A 15,734-nucleotide genomic window follows, 5' to 3' on the forward strand; every position below is an offset into this window, starting at 1 on the left:
CCCCGGACCGGCCGGGTACCAGCGGCGGATGTCGAAAACACAGGCCGCCACTACCGTCCTCGTCACCGGCGCGTCCAGCGGTGTCGGGTTAGAAACGGCATTGGCCTATGCCGGGCGTGGCTGCCGGCTCGTTCTGGCCGCGCGGGGCGCCGTCGACCTGGAGGACGTCGCCGGCCAATGCCGGGAAGCCGGTGCCGCAGAGGTGCTGACGCAGCCCACCGACATCGGTGATCCTGACCAGGTACATCAGTTGTTCGACGTCGCGATACGCCGGTTCGGTCAGGTCGACATCGTGGTTCAGAACGCCGCGTTGGCCGCGTTCGGACGCTTCGTCGACGTGCCCGCCGAAGTCTTCGACGCTGTCATCCGAGTCAACGTCCTAGGTGCTGCCAATGTCGCCAGATCGGCGTTACAGCACTTCAATGAGCGCGGCCAAGGTCAATTGGTCATCGTCGGTTCGTCACTGGGGCAAGTGGCGGTGCCCTACCTGGGGGTGTACGTCATCGGCAAGTTCGCGGTCACAGCCCTGGTGCGGGTGTTGCGCCAGGAACATCGTCGGCTCCCCGGGGTGAAGGTGCACGGCATCTATCCCAGTGCGGTGGACACCCCGATCTATGCCCGTGCGGCCAACTTCTTCGGTCAACGAGCCCACGTGCTGCCGGTCAACGATTCACCGGCCAAAGTGGCGCGTCGCATCGTGAAGGCAACCGACTCTGGACGTACCGCAGAGCGCCAAGTCGGGCCGGCGAACTGGCCGATGCTGATCGCATACCGCACGCTGCCAAGGGTTTTCGATGTGCTGGTGGGTCCGCTGATGAGGGTGGGAAGCTTCGCCCGTGAGCCACTGGCGGCCACCTCAGGCAACGTATTCAAGAAGGTCGAGGCGGTCGCCCACTGGCCGCACAACGGCGAGGAGGACGAAAGCATGCACACGATCACCGAACAATTCGTGACCGCACTCAACGAATTGCATCGCAACCGGGATGCGGGTCCACTCGTCGACCTGTTCGCCGCCGACGCGACGTTGAGCAAGGTCGGCGTACCCCAAACGAAAAGCGGCAAGGACGGCGCGCGTGCCTTCTGGGAACAGTATCGCGACGGGTTCGACTCGATCGGCGCCGAATTTCGTCAGGTCACCACCAGCGACTCGACGTCCTTCCTGGAGTGGACCTCACAGGGCACGCTGAGCAACGGTAACGAGTTTCACTACGACGGAGTCAGCGTGTTGGAAGGCACCGACGACGCCATCACCTCGTTCCGCACCTATTACGACACGGCCGCATTCCTGGCCAAGTAACCGCGTCACCGCAGAAACGCGAGCACAGCAGACACAAACGCGTCCGGTGACTCCAGATGCGGTACGTGGCCGGTGTTCGGCACCCCCACAAAGCGGGCCTTGGGCATCCGGTCCGCGCACGCCTGGGACAGTGCCGCGATGTGCCCTTTGGCCGCTTGGTCTTGCGGCGCAGTGTATTTCGCGCCGGCGTAGGTCTGGTCGGCCAGCCCGCAGACGAAGAGCGTGGGCGTGCCCAATGACGCGACGAAGTCCACGGCGGGCTCGTTGAGCAGCATGTCGTAACCCGCCGCGGAGCTCTGCACCCAGCGCTCGAACTCCGGGGAACGCGTGATTGCCGTGCGTACCGCGACGAAGGGGTCGATGAGCCGGTGGCCGCTTCATCGACGGAATTCCACGACGCTGGTCGATCAGCACGTCAATGTCCTGACCCAAACCCCCTCTGCCATAGGCCTGTTGCCCAGTGAGGGCTTGGAGTCGGTGTCGTTGGTGATGGGTGGGGAGGCCTGTCCGCCCGAGGTGGTGGAACGGTGGGCGCCCGGGCGGGTCATGGTCAACGCCACGGCCCGACGAAGACCGCGATCTATGTGGCGTTGAGCGCGCCCCTGCAGGCCGTGTCGTCCTTGAAATCACTTGCCGCACCGATCGGTTCGCCGGCGCCGGGTTTGGCGTTGTTCGTGCTCGACGAGTGCCTGCGGCCGCTGCCGCCCGGTGTGGTGGGCGAGTTGTATGTGGCCGGCGTGGTGTGGGCGTTGGTTATTGGCGCCGGGCCGGGTTCTGTTACGGTCATTTTGTACCCGTGTCTTGGGTCCATGGTTATGAAAGTTGGGGGGACAGTGATCAGCAGGAAGTCACATGCCCCTCAGGTATCCGGTGACGGTTCGCCGGCAAATCGCTCAGCGTCTGCGATCGGACGAGCCGGTCGTCGCCATCGCGGCTGAAGCGAGCATTCCGCTGTCCACTCTGTTGCGATGGAAACGCCAAGCGCTGATCGATGCGTGAGTGGTCGAAGGTATCCCTAGTATGAAGGCTGATGAACTTGCGGCAGCCCGCAAGCGTATCGCCCAGCTTGAGGCGGAGCCGGCGCTGACGCGCGACGCGTGTGAGTTGTTCGACGCTGAGGCGGTGGTGCTTCCAAAACACCGACGCGCGATCGTTGAAGGACTGATCGCGCGAGGACATTGAGCCCGATCAGCTTGCCGGACAAGGGGATTGGCCCGACCCAATCTGCAATATCACCGTCGGCGGACGGTGCCCGATCGCGAGATCCGCCGACTCATTGTGGCCGATACGATCACCAAGATCCATCAGCGATCCCACGGCACCTACGGTGGCCGACGTCCGAGCAGCGCTGGTCGACGAATTCGAGATGTCGGCGAGGAGTCGCCAGCGCCTTTGGCATCCAACCGGCGAAAGCAGAGCGGTGCGGTGTTTCAGGCCAGTGCTGGGCGAGACGGCGACGCTCGAAAACCGGGATTTGTGCGTAAGGCCCCGTCATTGATCCTCGTGGTGCCGCGAGTCAGTCAACGCATTTCGCACCATGTCGATAAGCGCGCGTCTTCGCCGGGCGTTGTCCTCATCTGGATCGCTAGAAGTTGCAGTGTAGAACAGACTGGCGGGAGACCACGCCAACGCCATGGCCATCGCCATAGCGAGCACGTCGCAGGGGTCGAATGTTGGATTGACAACGCCCTTCCGTTGGGCCTCTGCAATCTGGTCGACCTTCCGCTTCGTGTCACCGCGCATCGCTTCCGAGAATTCACCGACTTGTACGCGCTCTAAGCGCGCCCAGGTAGCAAGGCGCACGATCTCGGGTGTCTCAAGACAGGTGTCGTAGAGCCTTGCCGCATAACCCGGTAGGTCGTCGGCGTTGAAGGGCACCGTGCCCATGAGCGTCGCGGCAAGCTCGTTGAAGACTTGGTCGAACAGTCCATCCTTACTGCCGAAGTAAGAGTATAGCTGCGCCTTATTGGCCTGGGCCTTCGCTGAAATACGGTCGACTCGGGCTCCGGCGATGCCGTACTGCGCGAACTCTGCTGCCGCCGCATCGAGAATGCGGCGGCGAGTGACGGGTACGTCTTTCATACCATCATTGTAACTAACTGGTTGGTTTGACAAGGTTGTCCTGGCAGAGGTACCGTTGCCGCGAAACAAACTAGTTAGTTAGCGTTCCGCTCGTCTCGAGTGTGGCGTGCCGCCTGTTGGTGCTACGCCTCAAACCGTTGGTAGAACAAACGTCGAAGGAACCCCCATGCGTGTCAATGCCTATGCCGCCACTTCCGCCGGCGCCGAACTCACGCCCTATACCTACGAAGCCGGAGAGCTCGGGCCGCTCGAGGTTGACGTCGCGGTCACTCACTGCGGGGTCTGTCACAGCGATGTGGTGATGATTGACAACGACTGGGGCTATGCGAACTTCCCCTTGGTCGCCGGCCACGAGGCCGCCGGCGTGGTGTCCGCCGTCGGTTCCCTAGTGGACACCGACAAACTCGCTGTCGGCCAACGCGTCGTCGTCGGCGCAATCGCCGGCTCGTGCATGAGCTGCGAATTCTGTTTGACCGGCCGTCAGCAACTCTGCGCGCGTCGCGATGACACCGTTCTGCGCGGAGACCGCGGTGGCTTCGCCTCCTCGGTGCGTGCCAGCGACTGGCGCTTTGCCTATCCACTCCCTGATGCCATCGAACTGCAGGACGCTGGTCCGCTGCTTTGCGCGGGCGTCACGGTCTTCGCGCCGCTTGTCCGGCACGGCGTCAGGCCGACTGACCACATCGCCATCGTCGGTATCGGGGGACTCGGTCACCTCGCGATTCAGTTCGCCCGCGCCTGGGGATGCGACGTAACCGCAATCTCCACCTCTGCCGGCAAACGCGACTTGGCCCATGAGTTGGGTGCCGATCATTTCATCCTGACCCGCGACACCGACGAATTAGCCCAAGCATCGAGCTCCTTCGATTTCATCTTGAGTACGGTGTCTGGTGATCTGCCCTGGGATGAGTACCTCACCGCGTTAAAGCCGCAGGGGATACTGAGCATCGTCGGTATGCCAGACAGTGCAGTAAAGGTCAGTCCCATTTCTCTGCTGGTGTCGGAGAAGGCCATTTTCGGGGGAGTGCCGGCGTCACAGCACGAAACCAGACTTATGCTCGACTTTGCCGCCCGCACCGGAGTGCGACCACTGGTCGAAACGTTTCCGATGGCCGACATCAATCGCGCAATCGCGCGAGCTCGCTCCGGCGATGTCCGGTTCCGCGCCGTCGTATCCGCGTAGTAGTCGAACCGATTCGAGTGGGTGGCGAGCTCGATCACCTCGGTCCGAGGGGGCACCCAACTACAGCGTGTCTTGGCGAGTAAGGCTGCGTTGCGTTCCTTCTCCCGCACGTGGCTCAACGAACTAATAGATCGGAAGATGCGAGCGACTATGCTGAGTCCAGGGCAGGTCTGGACACCGATTCAAGAGCGAATGTTCGCGCCGTTCGAGCCGGACACTAAGCTTCAGTTCGATGCTTTGATTCCGCGAGGCGCAATGGCGTGCCCCTAAGAGATTGCGACAGCCGCGCGGTTTCACGCCCCCGATGACTCGAGCTATGTGAATTGAGTAAAGCTGGCCGTGGACGGCGGCACCTCGGTGACCTTGACGAAGCGACTCGGTTCTCATGCCCTGAATCGCCTCGGGAAGTCCGGAGACTTTCTAATGTAGAGCTGCGCTCTGGTGTTGAGCGTAATAGGCGGCTTCGAGTTCGAGCTGCCAGTCCTTCGTTCTGCATCGCCTTTGGTCTGTCGATGGACTATGAGGTGTTCCTCATTTCCCGCATCCGCGAGTACTGGCTGTCCTCACACCGCGGCTGGGGCGCCAACGACAAGAGCGTTGCGCTGGGAGTGGCCCATACCGGCCGGGTCATTACGGCTGCGGCACTGATCATGGCGATCTCCTTCGCGGCGCTGATGGCCGCCCAGGTGTCGTTCATGCGCCTGTTCGGCTTCGGCCTGACGGTGGCGGTACTTGCCGATGCCACGCTGGTGCGGATGTTGCTGGTGCCGGCGTTCATGCATGTGCTGGGTCGATACAACTGGTGGGCGCCGAAGGTGCTGACCCGCTTGCATAGTCGAATCGGGTTCAGCGAGGCGGGCGCGGCCCCACGACTCTCGTTTCCATCACCGTGAAGTTTATGAGAACAGCCGGAGAACACGCGCGTGCCCGCTGCGCGTCGGAAAGTCAACCGACGCGTCGGCCCATCGGGCTCCGCAGTGCCGAACTTCGGCTCGCGGTGCCGGGTTGCGCGCCGGAACAACCGCCCTCGCGGGCAAAGCCGCACTGCAACAGTGTGTTTGCTGAGGCGCAACAAACCATGCTCACGTGGCATCACCGCGGCACGCCTGCACCCCGCGCGCCGGGAGCCTGATCAGGGGAGTCGGTGGCAGCGGCAGACCGGATCATCGGGCGGCCGCACCACGTCCTGCGTGTGCTCATGACAGCACGAGACGTGTCCTGCCCGCGCGGATGACCTCTGTTAGTTTTTGCGCCATGTCTGCGGCATCCGGTGTGTTGGTGTGCTGCATCGTCATGCGCTGTTGTCGCTGACCTATCCGCGGGTGTCGGGTGAAGGCGCCACATCCTCAACCGCTCAATTCGGCCTCCCATGCCCAAATCACAACTCACACAGGAAAGGTCAGCCAATGTTCCACGACATCAACCGCGCAATGCGCCCGCGGCATGTCGTGTTGTTGCTCGTCGTGGCCGTCGTGGCCGCGTGTCATGGTGGTGCCAGTGACATCGTCGGTGGCGGCGGCCTGGCCAAGATCAACAGAAGCATCACCCTCGTCGCCTATTCGGTCCCCGAGCCGGGATGGAGCAAGGTCATCCCCGCGTTCAACGCGTCCGAGGAAGGTCGGGGCGTCCAAGTCATCACGTCCTACGGGGCCTCAGGGGACCAATCCCGCGGCGTGGTCGCCGGCAAGCCGGCCGACGTCGTCAACTTCTCCGTGCAACCCGACATCACCCGTCTGGTCAAGGCCGGCAAGGTGTCCGCGGACTGGAACGCCCAGGGCAGCAAGGGAATTCCCTTCGGTTCGGTGGTCACCTTGGTGGTCCGCAAGGGCAACCCGAAGAACATCAGGGATTGGGACGATCTGCTGCGGCCTGGCGTGGAGATCATCACACCCAGTCCACTGAGTTCGGGCTCGGCGAAGTGGAACTTGTTGGCCCCGTATGCGGTCAAGAGCGGCGGTGGCCGCAACAGTCAAGCCGGCGTCGATTACATCAGCAGCTTGGTGCGGGAGCATGTGAAACTGCGTCCCGGGTCGGGGCGCGTGGCCACCGACGTCTTCATCGAAGGCAGCGGTGACGTGTTGATCAGTTATGAGAACGAGGCCATCGCCGCCGAACGGCAGGGGCACCCAGTCGAACACGTCAATCCTCCCCAGACCTTCAAAATCGAGAACCCGGTAGCGGTGGTGACTACCAGTCCCCAGCTGGAGGCCGCGATTGCATTCAAGAATTTTCAGTACAGCGCCGTGGCGCAAAAGCTCTGGGCGCAAGCCGGTTTCCGTCCGGTCGATCCGGCCGTTGCCGCCGACTTCCGTGACCAATTCCCGGTCCCGGTCAAATTGTGGACCATTGCCGACCTCGGCGGATGGAGCGCGGTCGACCCCCAATTGTTCGACCGCGGCACCGGCAGCATCACCAAGATCTATCTGGAGGCCACCGGATGACCGCGGCGATTCAGCCCGAACTCGTCCCACCCGACCATGAAACGACCCCGGCACCGGCTACCGGTGCCGCCGGCGAGCCCAGCAGCACGCCGCTGCGCGTCGGTGTGGTGACGCTATGGTTGTCGGTCATCGTGCTGCTGCCGCTGGCCGCGATCGCATGGCAGGCAATCGGCGGTGGATGGCAGCACTTCTGGTTGGCGGTCACCTCGCACGCCGCACTGGAGTCGTTCAAGGTGACCTTGATCGTCTCGGTTGTTGTCACGCTCCTCGACGTGCTGTTCGGTGTGCTGGTCGCCTGGATGCTGGTGCGTGACGAATTCGTCGGCAAAGGCCTACTCGACGCAGTCATCGACCTGCCGTTCGCGCTGCCCACCATCGTCACCAGCTTGGTCATGCTGGCGCTGTATGGCGCCAACAGCCCAGTGCATCTGCACCTGCAGCACACCCCACCCGGAGTGGCGATGGCGCTGGCGTTCGTCACGCTGCCGTTCGTGGTGCGCGCAGTGCAACCGGTGTTGCGGGAGATCGACCGGGAAGTCGAAGAGGCCGCCGCGTCGCTGGGTGCCAACGGCCGCAAAGTGTTCAGCTCGGTGGTGCTGCCGTCGCTGCTGCCGGCCGTGTTGTCCGGTGCAGGTCTTGCGTTCGCGCGCTGCATCGGCGAATTCGGTTCGGTGGTGACCATCGGTGGGGCGGTCCCGGGCAAGACCGAAGTCTCCTCTCAATGGATACGCGCATTGATCGAGAACGACGACCGCACTGCCGCCGCAGCGATTTCCATTGTGTTGCTGACGATGTCGTTCACCGTGCTGTTCGGCTTACGCATGGTCGGTGGACGCAGGGCCAAACGTGAGGAGAAGTCGTCGTGACCACTGCCGCCGCCGCACCGCCGTCGTGGGCTCGCTACCTCATCCGCTTCGTCGGGTCCTCCTACATCATCGTGATGTTGATCGTCCCGGCCACGCTGATCTTATGGCGCACCTTCCGGCCCGGGTTCGGGCAATTCTGGGCGTGGATCACCACACCAGCGGCCATATCCGCACTGCATCTGTCCCTACTGGTCTTGGTCATCGTCGTGCCGCTCAACGTCGTCTTCGGTGTGCCGACGGCGCTCCTGCTAGCCCGCAACCGGTTCCGTGGCCGTGCTGTGCTGCAAACGGTCGTCGATCTGCCGTTTGCGGTGTCGCCGATCATCGTCGGGGTCGCGATGATCGTGTTGTGGGGCTCAGCCGGTGCCCTCGGCTTCATCGAGAAAGACCTGGGTTTCCGGATCATCTTCGGTGTTCCCGGAATCGTGTTGGCCAGCATCTTCGTCACCATGCCGTTCATCGTCCGTGAAGTGCAGTTGGTGCTCGCCGAAGTAGGTACCGAACAGGAGCAAGCGGCCGCAACGCTGGGTTCTGGTTGGTGGCAGACGTTTTGGCGGATCACCCTGCCGTCCATCCGGTGGGGGTTGACCTACGGCATCGTGCTCACGACCGCCCGCACCCTGGGCGAGTTCGGCGGGGTGATCATGGTGTCGTCCAACCTACCCGGCAGCACCCAGACACTGACGCTGCTGGTCAACGACCGGTACAACCGCGGAGCGGTATACGGCGCCTATGCACTCTCCACGTTGATGATGGGCGTTGCGGTTGCTTTTCTGATCGTCAAGGGGGTCCTGCTGCTTCGCCGGGCCCGAGCGAAACAGCAGGCTTGACAAGGAGATACGCAAATGTCTGAAACACAGAGACAACCGGCTGACTATGCGATCACGGTGCGTGATGCGTATAAGCAGTATGGCGATTTCGTGGCGTTGGATCATGTGGATTTTGTGGTGCCCAGCGGGTCGTTGACGGCGTTGTTGGGGCCCAGTGGGTCGGGTAAGTCGACGTTGTTGCGCACGATCGCCGGTCTTGATCAGCCCGATAGTGGGACGGTGACGATCAATGGCCGGGATGTGACGCGGGTGCCGCCGCAGCGGCGTGGGATCGGGTTTGTGTTTCAGCACTATGCGGCGTTCAAGCATTTGACGGTGCGCGACAACGTGGCTTATGGGTTGAAGATCCGCAAGCGGCCCAAGGCTGAGATCAAAGACAAGGTTGACCATTTGTTAGAGGTGGTGGGGCTCAGCGGTTTTCACACCCGCTATCCCAATCAGCTTTCTGGGGGTCAGCGTCAGCGGATGGCGTTGGCGCGGGCGTTGGCGGTGGATCCGCAGGTGTTGTTGCTCGATGAGCCCTTTGGTGCGTTGGATGCCAAGGTGCGTGAGGATTTGCGGGCGTGGTTGCGTCGGTTGCATGACGAGGTGCATGTGACCACGGTGTTGGTCACCCACGATCAGGCCGAGGCGTTGGATGTGGCCGATCGCATCGCGGTGCTCAACAAGGGCCGCATCGAGCAGGTCGGCACGCCCACGCAGGTGTATGACGCCCCGGCGAACGCGTTCGTCATGTCGTTTTTGGGGGCGGTCTCGGCGCTCAACGGGGCGTTGGTGCGCCCGCATGACATTCGGGTGGGCCGCCGACCCGACATGGCCATCGCCGGCGGTGACGGCAGCGCCGAGTCCATCGGCGTGGTCCGGGCTACCGTCGACCGCGTGGTCACTCTGGGCTTCGAGGTGCGGGTGGAGTTGACCAACGCGGCCACCGACACCCCGTTCTCCGCGCAGATCACCCGCGGCGACGCCGAAGCACTGGCCCTACGCGAAGGCGACACCGTCTACGTCCGCGCCACCCGCGTACCACCGATCGGTCACCCGGTGACCGGCGGCGGTGAGGAGGTCGATCAACAGTCAGCGGTCACGTCGTCGGTCTGACGCGGGCATTGCCTTGCAGCGTTGACGCGGCCGTAACAGAATCGCCATCCAACCTTCCTACGGTGGGTCGGTCCACCGTAGTGATAGGAACTCATTTGAGCGCGAACGCGGTTCGCCTGCAGGCGATCAACAACGTCGAGGCATACATCCCCCCGGCGATCAGTTTCGTCCCCGGCGAGACGCCCGGCGAAATCTTCGGCGCGAACGTCTTCACCAAAGCCGAGATGCAGGCGCGATTGCCGAAATCGGTCTACAAGTCGGTCGTGGCGACCATCGAGAAGGGCGTCAAGCTTGACCCGGCCGTCGCCGACACCGTGGCCGTGGCGATGAAAGACTGGGCGCTGGAACGCGGCGCCACCCACTACGCGCACGTGTTCTACCCGATGACCGGGCTGACCGCCGAGAAGCACGACAGCTTCCTCGAACCCATCTCCGACGGTCAGACGCTCGCCGAGTTCGCCGGCAAGACCCTCATCCAGGGCGAGCCCGATGCCTCCAGCTTTCCGTCGGGTGGACTGCGCAGCACCTTCGAAGCCCGCGGCTACACAGGGTGGGACGTCACCAGCCCGGCGTACATCCTGGAAAACCCCAACGGCAACACCTTGTGCATCCCCACGGTGTTCGTCTCGATGACCGGTGAAGCGCTGGACTACAAGACCCCGCTGCTACGCAGCCAACAGGCGATGGGCATCCATGCCGAGCGCATCCTGAAGTTGTTCGGCCACCAGGAGCTGAACAAGGTCGTGTCGTTCTGTGGCCCCGAGCAGGAGTACTTCCTGGTCGATCGGCACTTCTTTCTGGCGCGGCCCGACCTGGTGAACGCCGGTCGCACCGTGTTCGGCGCCAAACCGCCCAAAGGCCAGGAGTTCGACGACCACTACTTCGGCGCGGTACCGGAACGAGTCCTGGGCTTCATGATGGACACCGAGCGCGAACTGTTCAAGCTCGGCATCCCGGCCAAGACGCGGCACAACGAGGTGGCACCCGGCCAATTCGAGGTCGCGCCGATGTTCGAGCGGGCCAACATCTCTTCCGACCATCAGCAGCTGCTGATGAGAGTGTTCAAGGCGACCGCCAAAAAGCACGGTATGGAGTGCCTGTTCCATGAGAAGCCGTTCGCCGGCGTCAACGGATCGGGCAAGCACGTCAACTTCTCGGTGGGCAACTCCGAGCTGGGATCGCTGCTGGTGCCGGGTGACACCCCGCACGAGAATGCCCAGTTCCTGGTGTTCTGCGCGGCGGTGATACGGGCCGTGCACAAATTCGCCGGGCTGCTGCGCGTTTCGGTCGCCTCGGCCACCAATGACCACCGCTTGGGTGCCAACGAGGCACCGCCGGCGATCATCTCGATCTTCCTCGGCGAACAACTTGCCGATGTGTTCGAACAGATCGCCAAGGGCGCCGCGACCTCGTCAAAAGGCAAGGGCACCATGATCATCGGTGTCGACACGCTACCCCCGCTGCCCACCGATGCCGGCGACCGCAACCGCACCAGCCCATTTGCGTTCACCGGCAACCGGTTCGAGTTCCGGGCCCCAGGCTCCGGGCAGACGGTTGCCGTGCCGATGATCGTCCTGAACACCATCATGGCGGACTCGTTCGATTACCTGGCCACCATTTTGGAGAAGGCGGTTGACGACGGCGAGGACTTCGACGCGGCGGTGCAGGCGCTGCTCACCGATGTCATCACCGAACACGGCGCCGTGGTGTTCAACGGGGACGGGTACTCGGAGAACTGGCAGATCGAGGCCGCCGAGCGGGGCCTACCGAACCTGAAGACGACTCTGGACGCCATCCCGGAGCTGATCAAGCCGGACTCGGTCGCCCTTTTCGAGAAATACGGGGTGTTCAACGAACGTGAGCTGCACAGCCGCTACGAGGTCCGTCTGGAGCAGTACGCACTGACGGTCGCAGTGGAAGCGAAGCTGGCAGCCGAAATCGGGACGACGATCATCCTTCCCGCCGCGATCCGTTACCAGACCGAGCTGGCCCAAAACGTTGCGACCTTGAAAGCCGCCGGGATAGAGCCGAACATGGCTGCGCTGGAAGCGGTTTCGGCTCCGCTCGCCGATCTGACCGCGGCGCTGGCGACGCTGCAATCAGCGCTGGGCGATCACAGTGCGGATTCGGCACTCGCGGAAGCCAAGCACGCTCAACAGTCGCTGCTGCCGGCGATGGAGGCGGTGCGCACCGCCGCCGACGCGCTCGAAGGCGTTGTGGCAGATGACTTGTGGCCGCTGCCCACCTATCAGGAGATGCTCTACATCCTCTGACAGACGTCGTCGGGCGTGGGGTTTGTCCGCATGAGCGGAACTTGGTGATCCTTCGCCCCACGCCCGACGGCCCAACCTGGCGGCGTCACTCCACCTCGCCGTACTCGTCGAACCAGTGTGCGAGCTTGCCTCGCCGGCTCACCGCACGAAGTCGCGATTCGGCAGCGGCTCGGGTCTTGCTCGTCGTCACGATCAGCAACTCGTCGCCGGTGGCGATGCGGGTGTCGGGCTCCGGCACAAAGGTGTGACCGTTGCGGATGATCAAGGTGATCACCGCTGGGTCGGGCAGGCGCAGCTCCAAGATCGTGACGTTGTGCAAGCGGGACAACGGTTGAACCGTCATGGTCAGCAACTCCGCGTCGAGCACGTCCAGGGGCGCGGCTTCGACCTGGATCTCCCGGGTCGCTTCGCGGGAGATCAGCCCCAGCCGGTGTGCGAGGGGACGCAGGCTGGGCCCTTGCACCAACGTGAACACCATCACGAGCACGAAGACGATATTGAGTAGCCGAGTACTGTCGCGCACTCCCGCGACGACCGGGAATGTCGCCAACACAATCGGCACCGCGCCGCGCAACCCCGCCCAGGACAGAAAAACCTGATCACGCCACGGAATGTGGAACCCCACCAGGGCTCCCATTACCGACAGGGGCCGGGCCACCAGCAGCAACACCAGTCCGATGACAACCGCCGGGGCCACGTCGTGTCGAAGCTCGCTGGGATCCACCAGCAAACCGAGCAACACGAACAATCCGATCTGGGCCAACCAGCCGAGTCCCTCGGCGAAGGATCGGGTGGCCGACCGGTGGTGCATTCCCGAATTGCCCAACACCACCGCGGCCAGATACGCGGCGATGAATCCGCTCGCGTGCACACTGCCCGCGGCGGCGAACGCGACGATCCCCAAGCCGAAGGTCGCGATGGGGTACAACCCGGATGCCGGCAACGCGACACGGCGCAGCGCGACACTGCCGAGGTATCCGACGCCCAATCCGATCGCCGAGCCGCAGACCAACTCGTAGACCAGGTTGACCGCCGCCGCCTCCGGCTCGAACACGAACGGAACGGCGCTGAATACCAGCACCAGAATCACCGCGGGCGCATCGTTGAAGCCGGACTCGGCTTCGAGCAGTCCCGCCAGACGCCGCGGCAACGGCAGCACGCGCAGCACGGAGAACACCGCTGCCGCGTCGGTGGAGGAGACGATCGCTCCCAACAGCAGGGCCAGCTGCCAGTCGATATGCAGGAACAGATGGGCCCCCACCGCGGTGACCGCGGTGCTGATACCCACTCCGAGGGTGGCCAGCGCCGACGCGGGCGCCAACACGTCGCGGATGTCGGAGAATCGCGTGGTCAACCCGCCCTCGACCAGGATGACGGCCAGCGCCGCAGTGCCCACGTTCCGGGCCAGTTCGACGTCGTCGAACTGCAAACCGAGCCCGTCCTCGCCGACCACCACGCCGACCAGCAGGAAGAACAGCAGGCTGGGAAAGCCGACCCGAGTGGCCACCCGGGTACCGACGATGCTGGCCAGCAGCACGAGGCCGCCGATCAACAGCGTCAGATACAGCTGGTCCAAACTCATGCGGGTCCGTTCGATTCTCGGCAGCGGTCGTCGACGGCGCGACCCTTCGGAAGGAGCGCCGGATCGACAATGAGGTGCTGCCAGTAAATCAGGACTGGGCTGCCCCACGCGCGCCGTGCGACGCCGACTGCCCGCGCCGTCAGGGCCGGAATGGGACATGATGACTAGGTGGCGAGGCGAAAAATGCGAATCGGGATTGCCGGTGCCGGCAAAGTCGGCCGGTCCGTCGCGCAGGAGCTCCTCGACTACGGCCACAAAATCCTGTTGATCGAACGCAACCGCAGCAACTTCGAACCACACACGGTGCCCGACGCGGACTGGCTCAACGCCGACGCCTGCGAATTGTCGGCGCTGCAAGAGGCTGGTGCCCACACCTGCGACGTGGTGATCGCTGCGACCGGTGACGACAAGGCGAACCTGGTGGTGGGCCTGCTGGCCAAAGTCGAATTCGGAGTGCCTCGGGTGGTGGCCAGGATCAACGAAATCCGCAACGAGTGGCTGTTCACCAAGGCGTGGGGTATCGATGTGGCGGTCTCCACACCCGGCGCCATGGTCGCCGGCATCGAGGGCGCCATCGATGTGGGTCACCTGGTCCGACTGATGGGACTGCGGGAAGGGCAGGCCGCCATCACGAAACTCACGCTGCCCGAAGATAATTCGCTGGTGGGGCAGCGGGTGGGGGCGCTGGCTTTGCCGGGCAACACCGCGTTGGTCACCGTCGTGCGCGGTGACAAAGTGGTGGTTCCGCAGTCCGACGACGTGCTCAAGGCGGGCGACGAGATGTTGTTCGTTGCCGATAGCGCTCTGGAAGGTTCCTTCGGCGCCGCCGTGCACACCGCCGAGCTGAACCTCCCGCCCGCTGCGGCCCCGCGCGAGCACTGAGGGCCCGGCGCGCCGCACCGCGATCGACCAAGTCGCGTCGGCGCACTAAAATCCCCTAGTCATGGCGATTCGGCGCGCCGTTCTGCTGATTGCGGACATCGGCGGATACACGCACTACATGAGTTGGAACCGGCTGCATCTGGCCCACGCCCAGCAAGCGGTGGCCGGACTGCTGGAGGCCGTCATCGATGCCGGCAAAGGCCTCAAACTGGCGAAACTGGAAGGCGACGCCGCTTTCTTCTGGGCACCCAACGGCGATGCCCGCACGGTCTGTGAGCGGCTCCCGGCGATGCGGCAATCATTTCTCGCCCGCAAGGAACGGTTCCAGAAGGACGCGCTGTGCGACTGCGCCAGCTGCTCACAACTGGGCAAGTTGTCGCTGAAATTCGTTGCGCACGTGGGTGAGGTGGCCGAGCAGAAGGTCAAGAGGCGTACCGAACTTGCCGGCCTCGATGTCATCTTGGTGCACCGCATGCTGAAGAACTCGGTGCCGATACCCGAATACGTGCTGATGACCGAAGTCGTGGCGGAGTGCCTCGAGGAGTCGATGCGTCAGCTGTCCAAGCCGCTTGTCCACCATTTCGAAGGCATCGGGGAAACGTCGACCTTCTATCTGGACCTGGCCACGGCCGACGTCGCGCCGTCGGCGCCTGCGCGCGGCACGCTCAGCCGGCTCTCGCTGAAACTCAACCTGGAAATGAAGACGTTGCCGTTCATGGTCGGCATCAAGAAGCCGGCTGTCGGCTTCCGCAACCTCGGCCGGGCCCCCGAACAACTGGCGGTATGACGGCGACCGGCTGACCGGGGCTAGCATCGCTGCGGTGTCCGTCGCGCTGCTCAAAGAGATGTTCGACCAGATGGTCATTGCCAAGAACGCCGACGTGATCGAGCACTACTACCACCCCGACTTCGTGATGAACTCCGACGGGCTGACGCAGGACTACGCCGCATTCCGCGACAGCCACCGCTCGTTGTACCGCACGGCAATCCACTACGCCGTCGAGTACGACGAGCAGGCGTGGGTCCAAGCGGCGGACAAGGTCGCCGGCCGAATCTGGATCACCACCTCGCGCGCCGGTGAGCCTCCGACTCGGATCGAGGTGGTCCTCATCGCCGCCTACCGCGATGGCAAGATCTATCGAGTCTGGGAGACGACGTGGCCGAGCTGGCGAGGCGTGACCGCGCTCGAAAACTACTGAC

15 protein-coding genes and 2 pseudogenes are annotated in these 15,734 nt (G+C 63.7%); 14 read left to right on the forward strand and 3 right to left on the reverse strand.

Translation table 11 applies throughout. The features are described 5' to 3' along the window. Positions 1 to 28: 28 nt before the first annotated feature. Complete coding sequence (locus I2456_RS07290; protein WP_085072936.1) at positions 29 to 1,297, forward strand: SDR family NAD(P)-dependent oxidoreductase; 1,269 nt, start codon at positions 29 to 31, stop codon at positions 1,295 to 1,297. Positions 1,298 to 1,302: 5 nt separating this feature from the next. On the opposite strand, the gene I2456_RS07295 is transcribed toward I2456_RS07290, so the two are convergent. Next, a complete protein-coding gene (locus tag I2456_RS07295; RefSeq protein WP_085072937.1) occupies positions 1,303 to 1,599 on the reverse strand; it encodes an alpha/beta fold hydrolase in 297 nt (98 codons plus the stop codon). Between the two features lie 54 nt (positions 1,600 to 1,653). On the opposite strand from I2456_RS07295, the pseudogene I2456_RS29090 reads away from it, so the two are divergent. From I2456_RS29090 to I2456_RS28370, 3 genes and pseudogenes are all read left to right on the forward strand, one after another. Next, a pseudogene (locus I2456_RS29090) lies at positions 1,654 to 2,090 on the forward strand (AMP-binding protein); the annotation flags it as partial. A 59-nt stretch (positions 2,091 to 2,149) separates the two neighbouring features. Then, positions 2,150 to 2,296 (forward strand): hypothetical protein, encoded by a 147-nt coding sequence (locus I2456_RS28365; RefSeq protein WP_241007885.1) that lies wholly within the window; start codon positions 2,150 to 2,152, stop codon positions 2,294 to 2,296. Positions 2,297 to 2,317: 21 nt separating this feature from the next. Next, the gene (locus I2456_RS28370; RefSeq protein ID WP_241007886.1) at positions 2,318 to 2,479 is read left to right on the forward strand and encodes a hypothetical protein; all 162 of its coding nucleotides are present in this window, start codon (positions 2,318 to 2,320) and stop codon (positions 2,477 to 2,479) included. A 309-nt stretch (positions 2,480 to 2,788) separates the two neighbouring features. Here the strand turns inward: I2456_RS28370 and I2456_RS07310 are convergent, their stop codons facing one another. Then, complete coding sequence (locus I2456_RS07310; RefSeq protein WP_163703807.1) at positions 2,789 to 3,379, reverse strand: TetR/AcrR family transcriptional regulator; 591 nt, start codon at positions 3,377 to 3,379, stop codon at positions 2,789 to 2,791. 166 nt (positions 3,380 to 3,545) lie between these two features. Here I2456_RS07310 and I2456_RS07315 point away from each other — a divergent pair, with 166 nt between their 5' ends. From I2456_RS07315 to I2456_RS07345, 7 genes and pseudogenes are all read left to right on the forward strand, one after another. After that, on the forward strand, positions 3,546 to 4,562 hold the full coding sequence (locus I2456_RS07315) for an NAD(P)-dependent alcohol dehydrogenase (RefSeq protein WP_085072923.1): 1,017 nt from the start codon (positions 3,546 to 3,548) through the stop codon (positions 4,560 to 4,562). 488 nt (positions 4,563 to 5,050) lie between these two features. Next, a pseudogene (locus I2456_RS07320) lies at positions 5,051 to 5,455 on the forward strand (MMPL family transporter); the annotation flags it as partial. Positions 5,456 to 5,992: 537 nt separating this feature from the next. After that, complete coding sequence (locus tag I2456_RS07325) at positions 5,993 to 7,003, forward strand: sulfate ABC transporter substrate-binding protein (protein ID WP_241007957.1); 1,011 nt, start codon at positions 5,993 to 5,995, stop codon at positions 7,001 to 7,003. Next, a complete protein-coding gene (gene cysT / locus I2456_RS07330) occupies positions 7,000 to 7,869 on the forward strand; it encodes a sulfate ABC transporter permease subunit CysT (RefSeq protein WP_085075565.1) in 870 nt (289 codons plus the stop codon). The genes I2456_RS07325 and cysT overlap by 4 nt, the downstream gene beginning before the upstream one ends. Then, positions 7,866 to 8,699 (forward strand): sulfate ABC transporter permease subunit CysW, encoded by an 834-nt coding sequence (cysW, locus tag I2456_RS07335; protein ID WP_085075564.1) that lies wholly within the window; start codon positions 7,866 to 7,868, stop codon positions 8,697 to 8,699. Before cysT ends, cysW begins: the two co-directional genes overlap by 4 nt. Before the next feature lie 15 nt (positions 8,700 to 8,714). Beyond that, on the forward strand, positions 8,715 to 9,797 hold the full coding sequence (locus I2456_RS07340; protein ID WP_085075563.1) for a sulfate/molybdate ABC transporter ATP-binding protein: 1,083 nt from the start codon (positions 8,715 to 8,717) through the stop codon (positions 9,795 to 9,797). Positions 9,798 to 9,892: 95 nt separating this feature from the next. After that, positions 9,893 to 12,070, forward strand: coding sequence for a glutamine synthetase III family protein (locus I2456_RS07345; protein ID WP_085075562.1), 2,178 nt, complete (start codon positions 9,893 to 9,895; stop codon positions 12,068 to 12,070). A gap of 85 nt (positions 12,071 to 12,155) precedes the next feature. Here I2456_RS07345 and I2456_RS07350 read toward each other — a convergent pair whose 3' ends face one another. After that, positions 12,156 to 13,652, reverse strand: a complete 1,497-nt coding sequence (locus I2456_RS07350) for a potassium/proton antiporter (protein WP_068165779.1) — start codon at positions 13,650 to 13,652, stop codon at positions 12,156 to 12,158. Between the two features lie 183 nt (positions 13,653 to 13,835). Here I2456_RS07350 and I2456_RS07355 point away from each other — a divergent pair, with 183 nt between their 5' ends. The 3 genes from I2456_RS07355 to I2456_RS07365 all read left to right on the forward strand — a co-directional run bounded on the left by I2456_RS07355 (position 13,836) and on the right by I2456_RS07365 (position 15,733). Then, positions 13,836 to 14,534, forward strand: a complete 699-nt coding sequence (locus I2456_RS07355) for a potassium channel family protein (RefSeq protein ID WP_068026503.1) — start codon at positions 13,836 to 13,838, stop codon at positions 14,532 to 14,534. A 61-nt stretch (positions 14,535 to 14,595) separates the two neighbouring features. Further along, complete coding sequence (locus I2456_RS07360) at positions 14,596 to 15,321, forward strand: DUF2652 domain-containing protein (RefSeq protein ID WP_085075561.1); 726 nt, start codon at positions 14,596 to 14,598, stop codon at positions 15,319 to 15,321. A gap of 34 nt (positions 15,322 to 15,355) precedes the next feature. After that, the gene (locus tag I2456_RS07365; RefSeq protein WP_085075560.1) at positions 15,356 to 15,733 is read left to right on the forward strand and encodes a nuclear transport factor 2 family protein; all 378 of its coding nucleotides are present in this window, start codon (positions 15,356 to 15,358) and stop codon (positions 15,731 to 15,733) included. Position 15,734 lies beyond the last annotated feature (1 nt).

The organism is Mycobacterium kubicae, from assembly GCF_015689175.1.
Classification (GTDB): Bacteria; Actinomycetota; Actinomycetes; order Mycobacteriales; family Mycobacteriaceae; genus Mycobacterium; species Mycobacterium kubicae.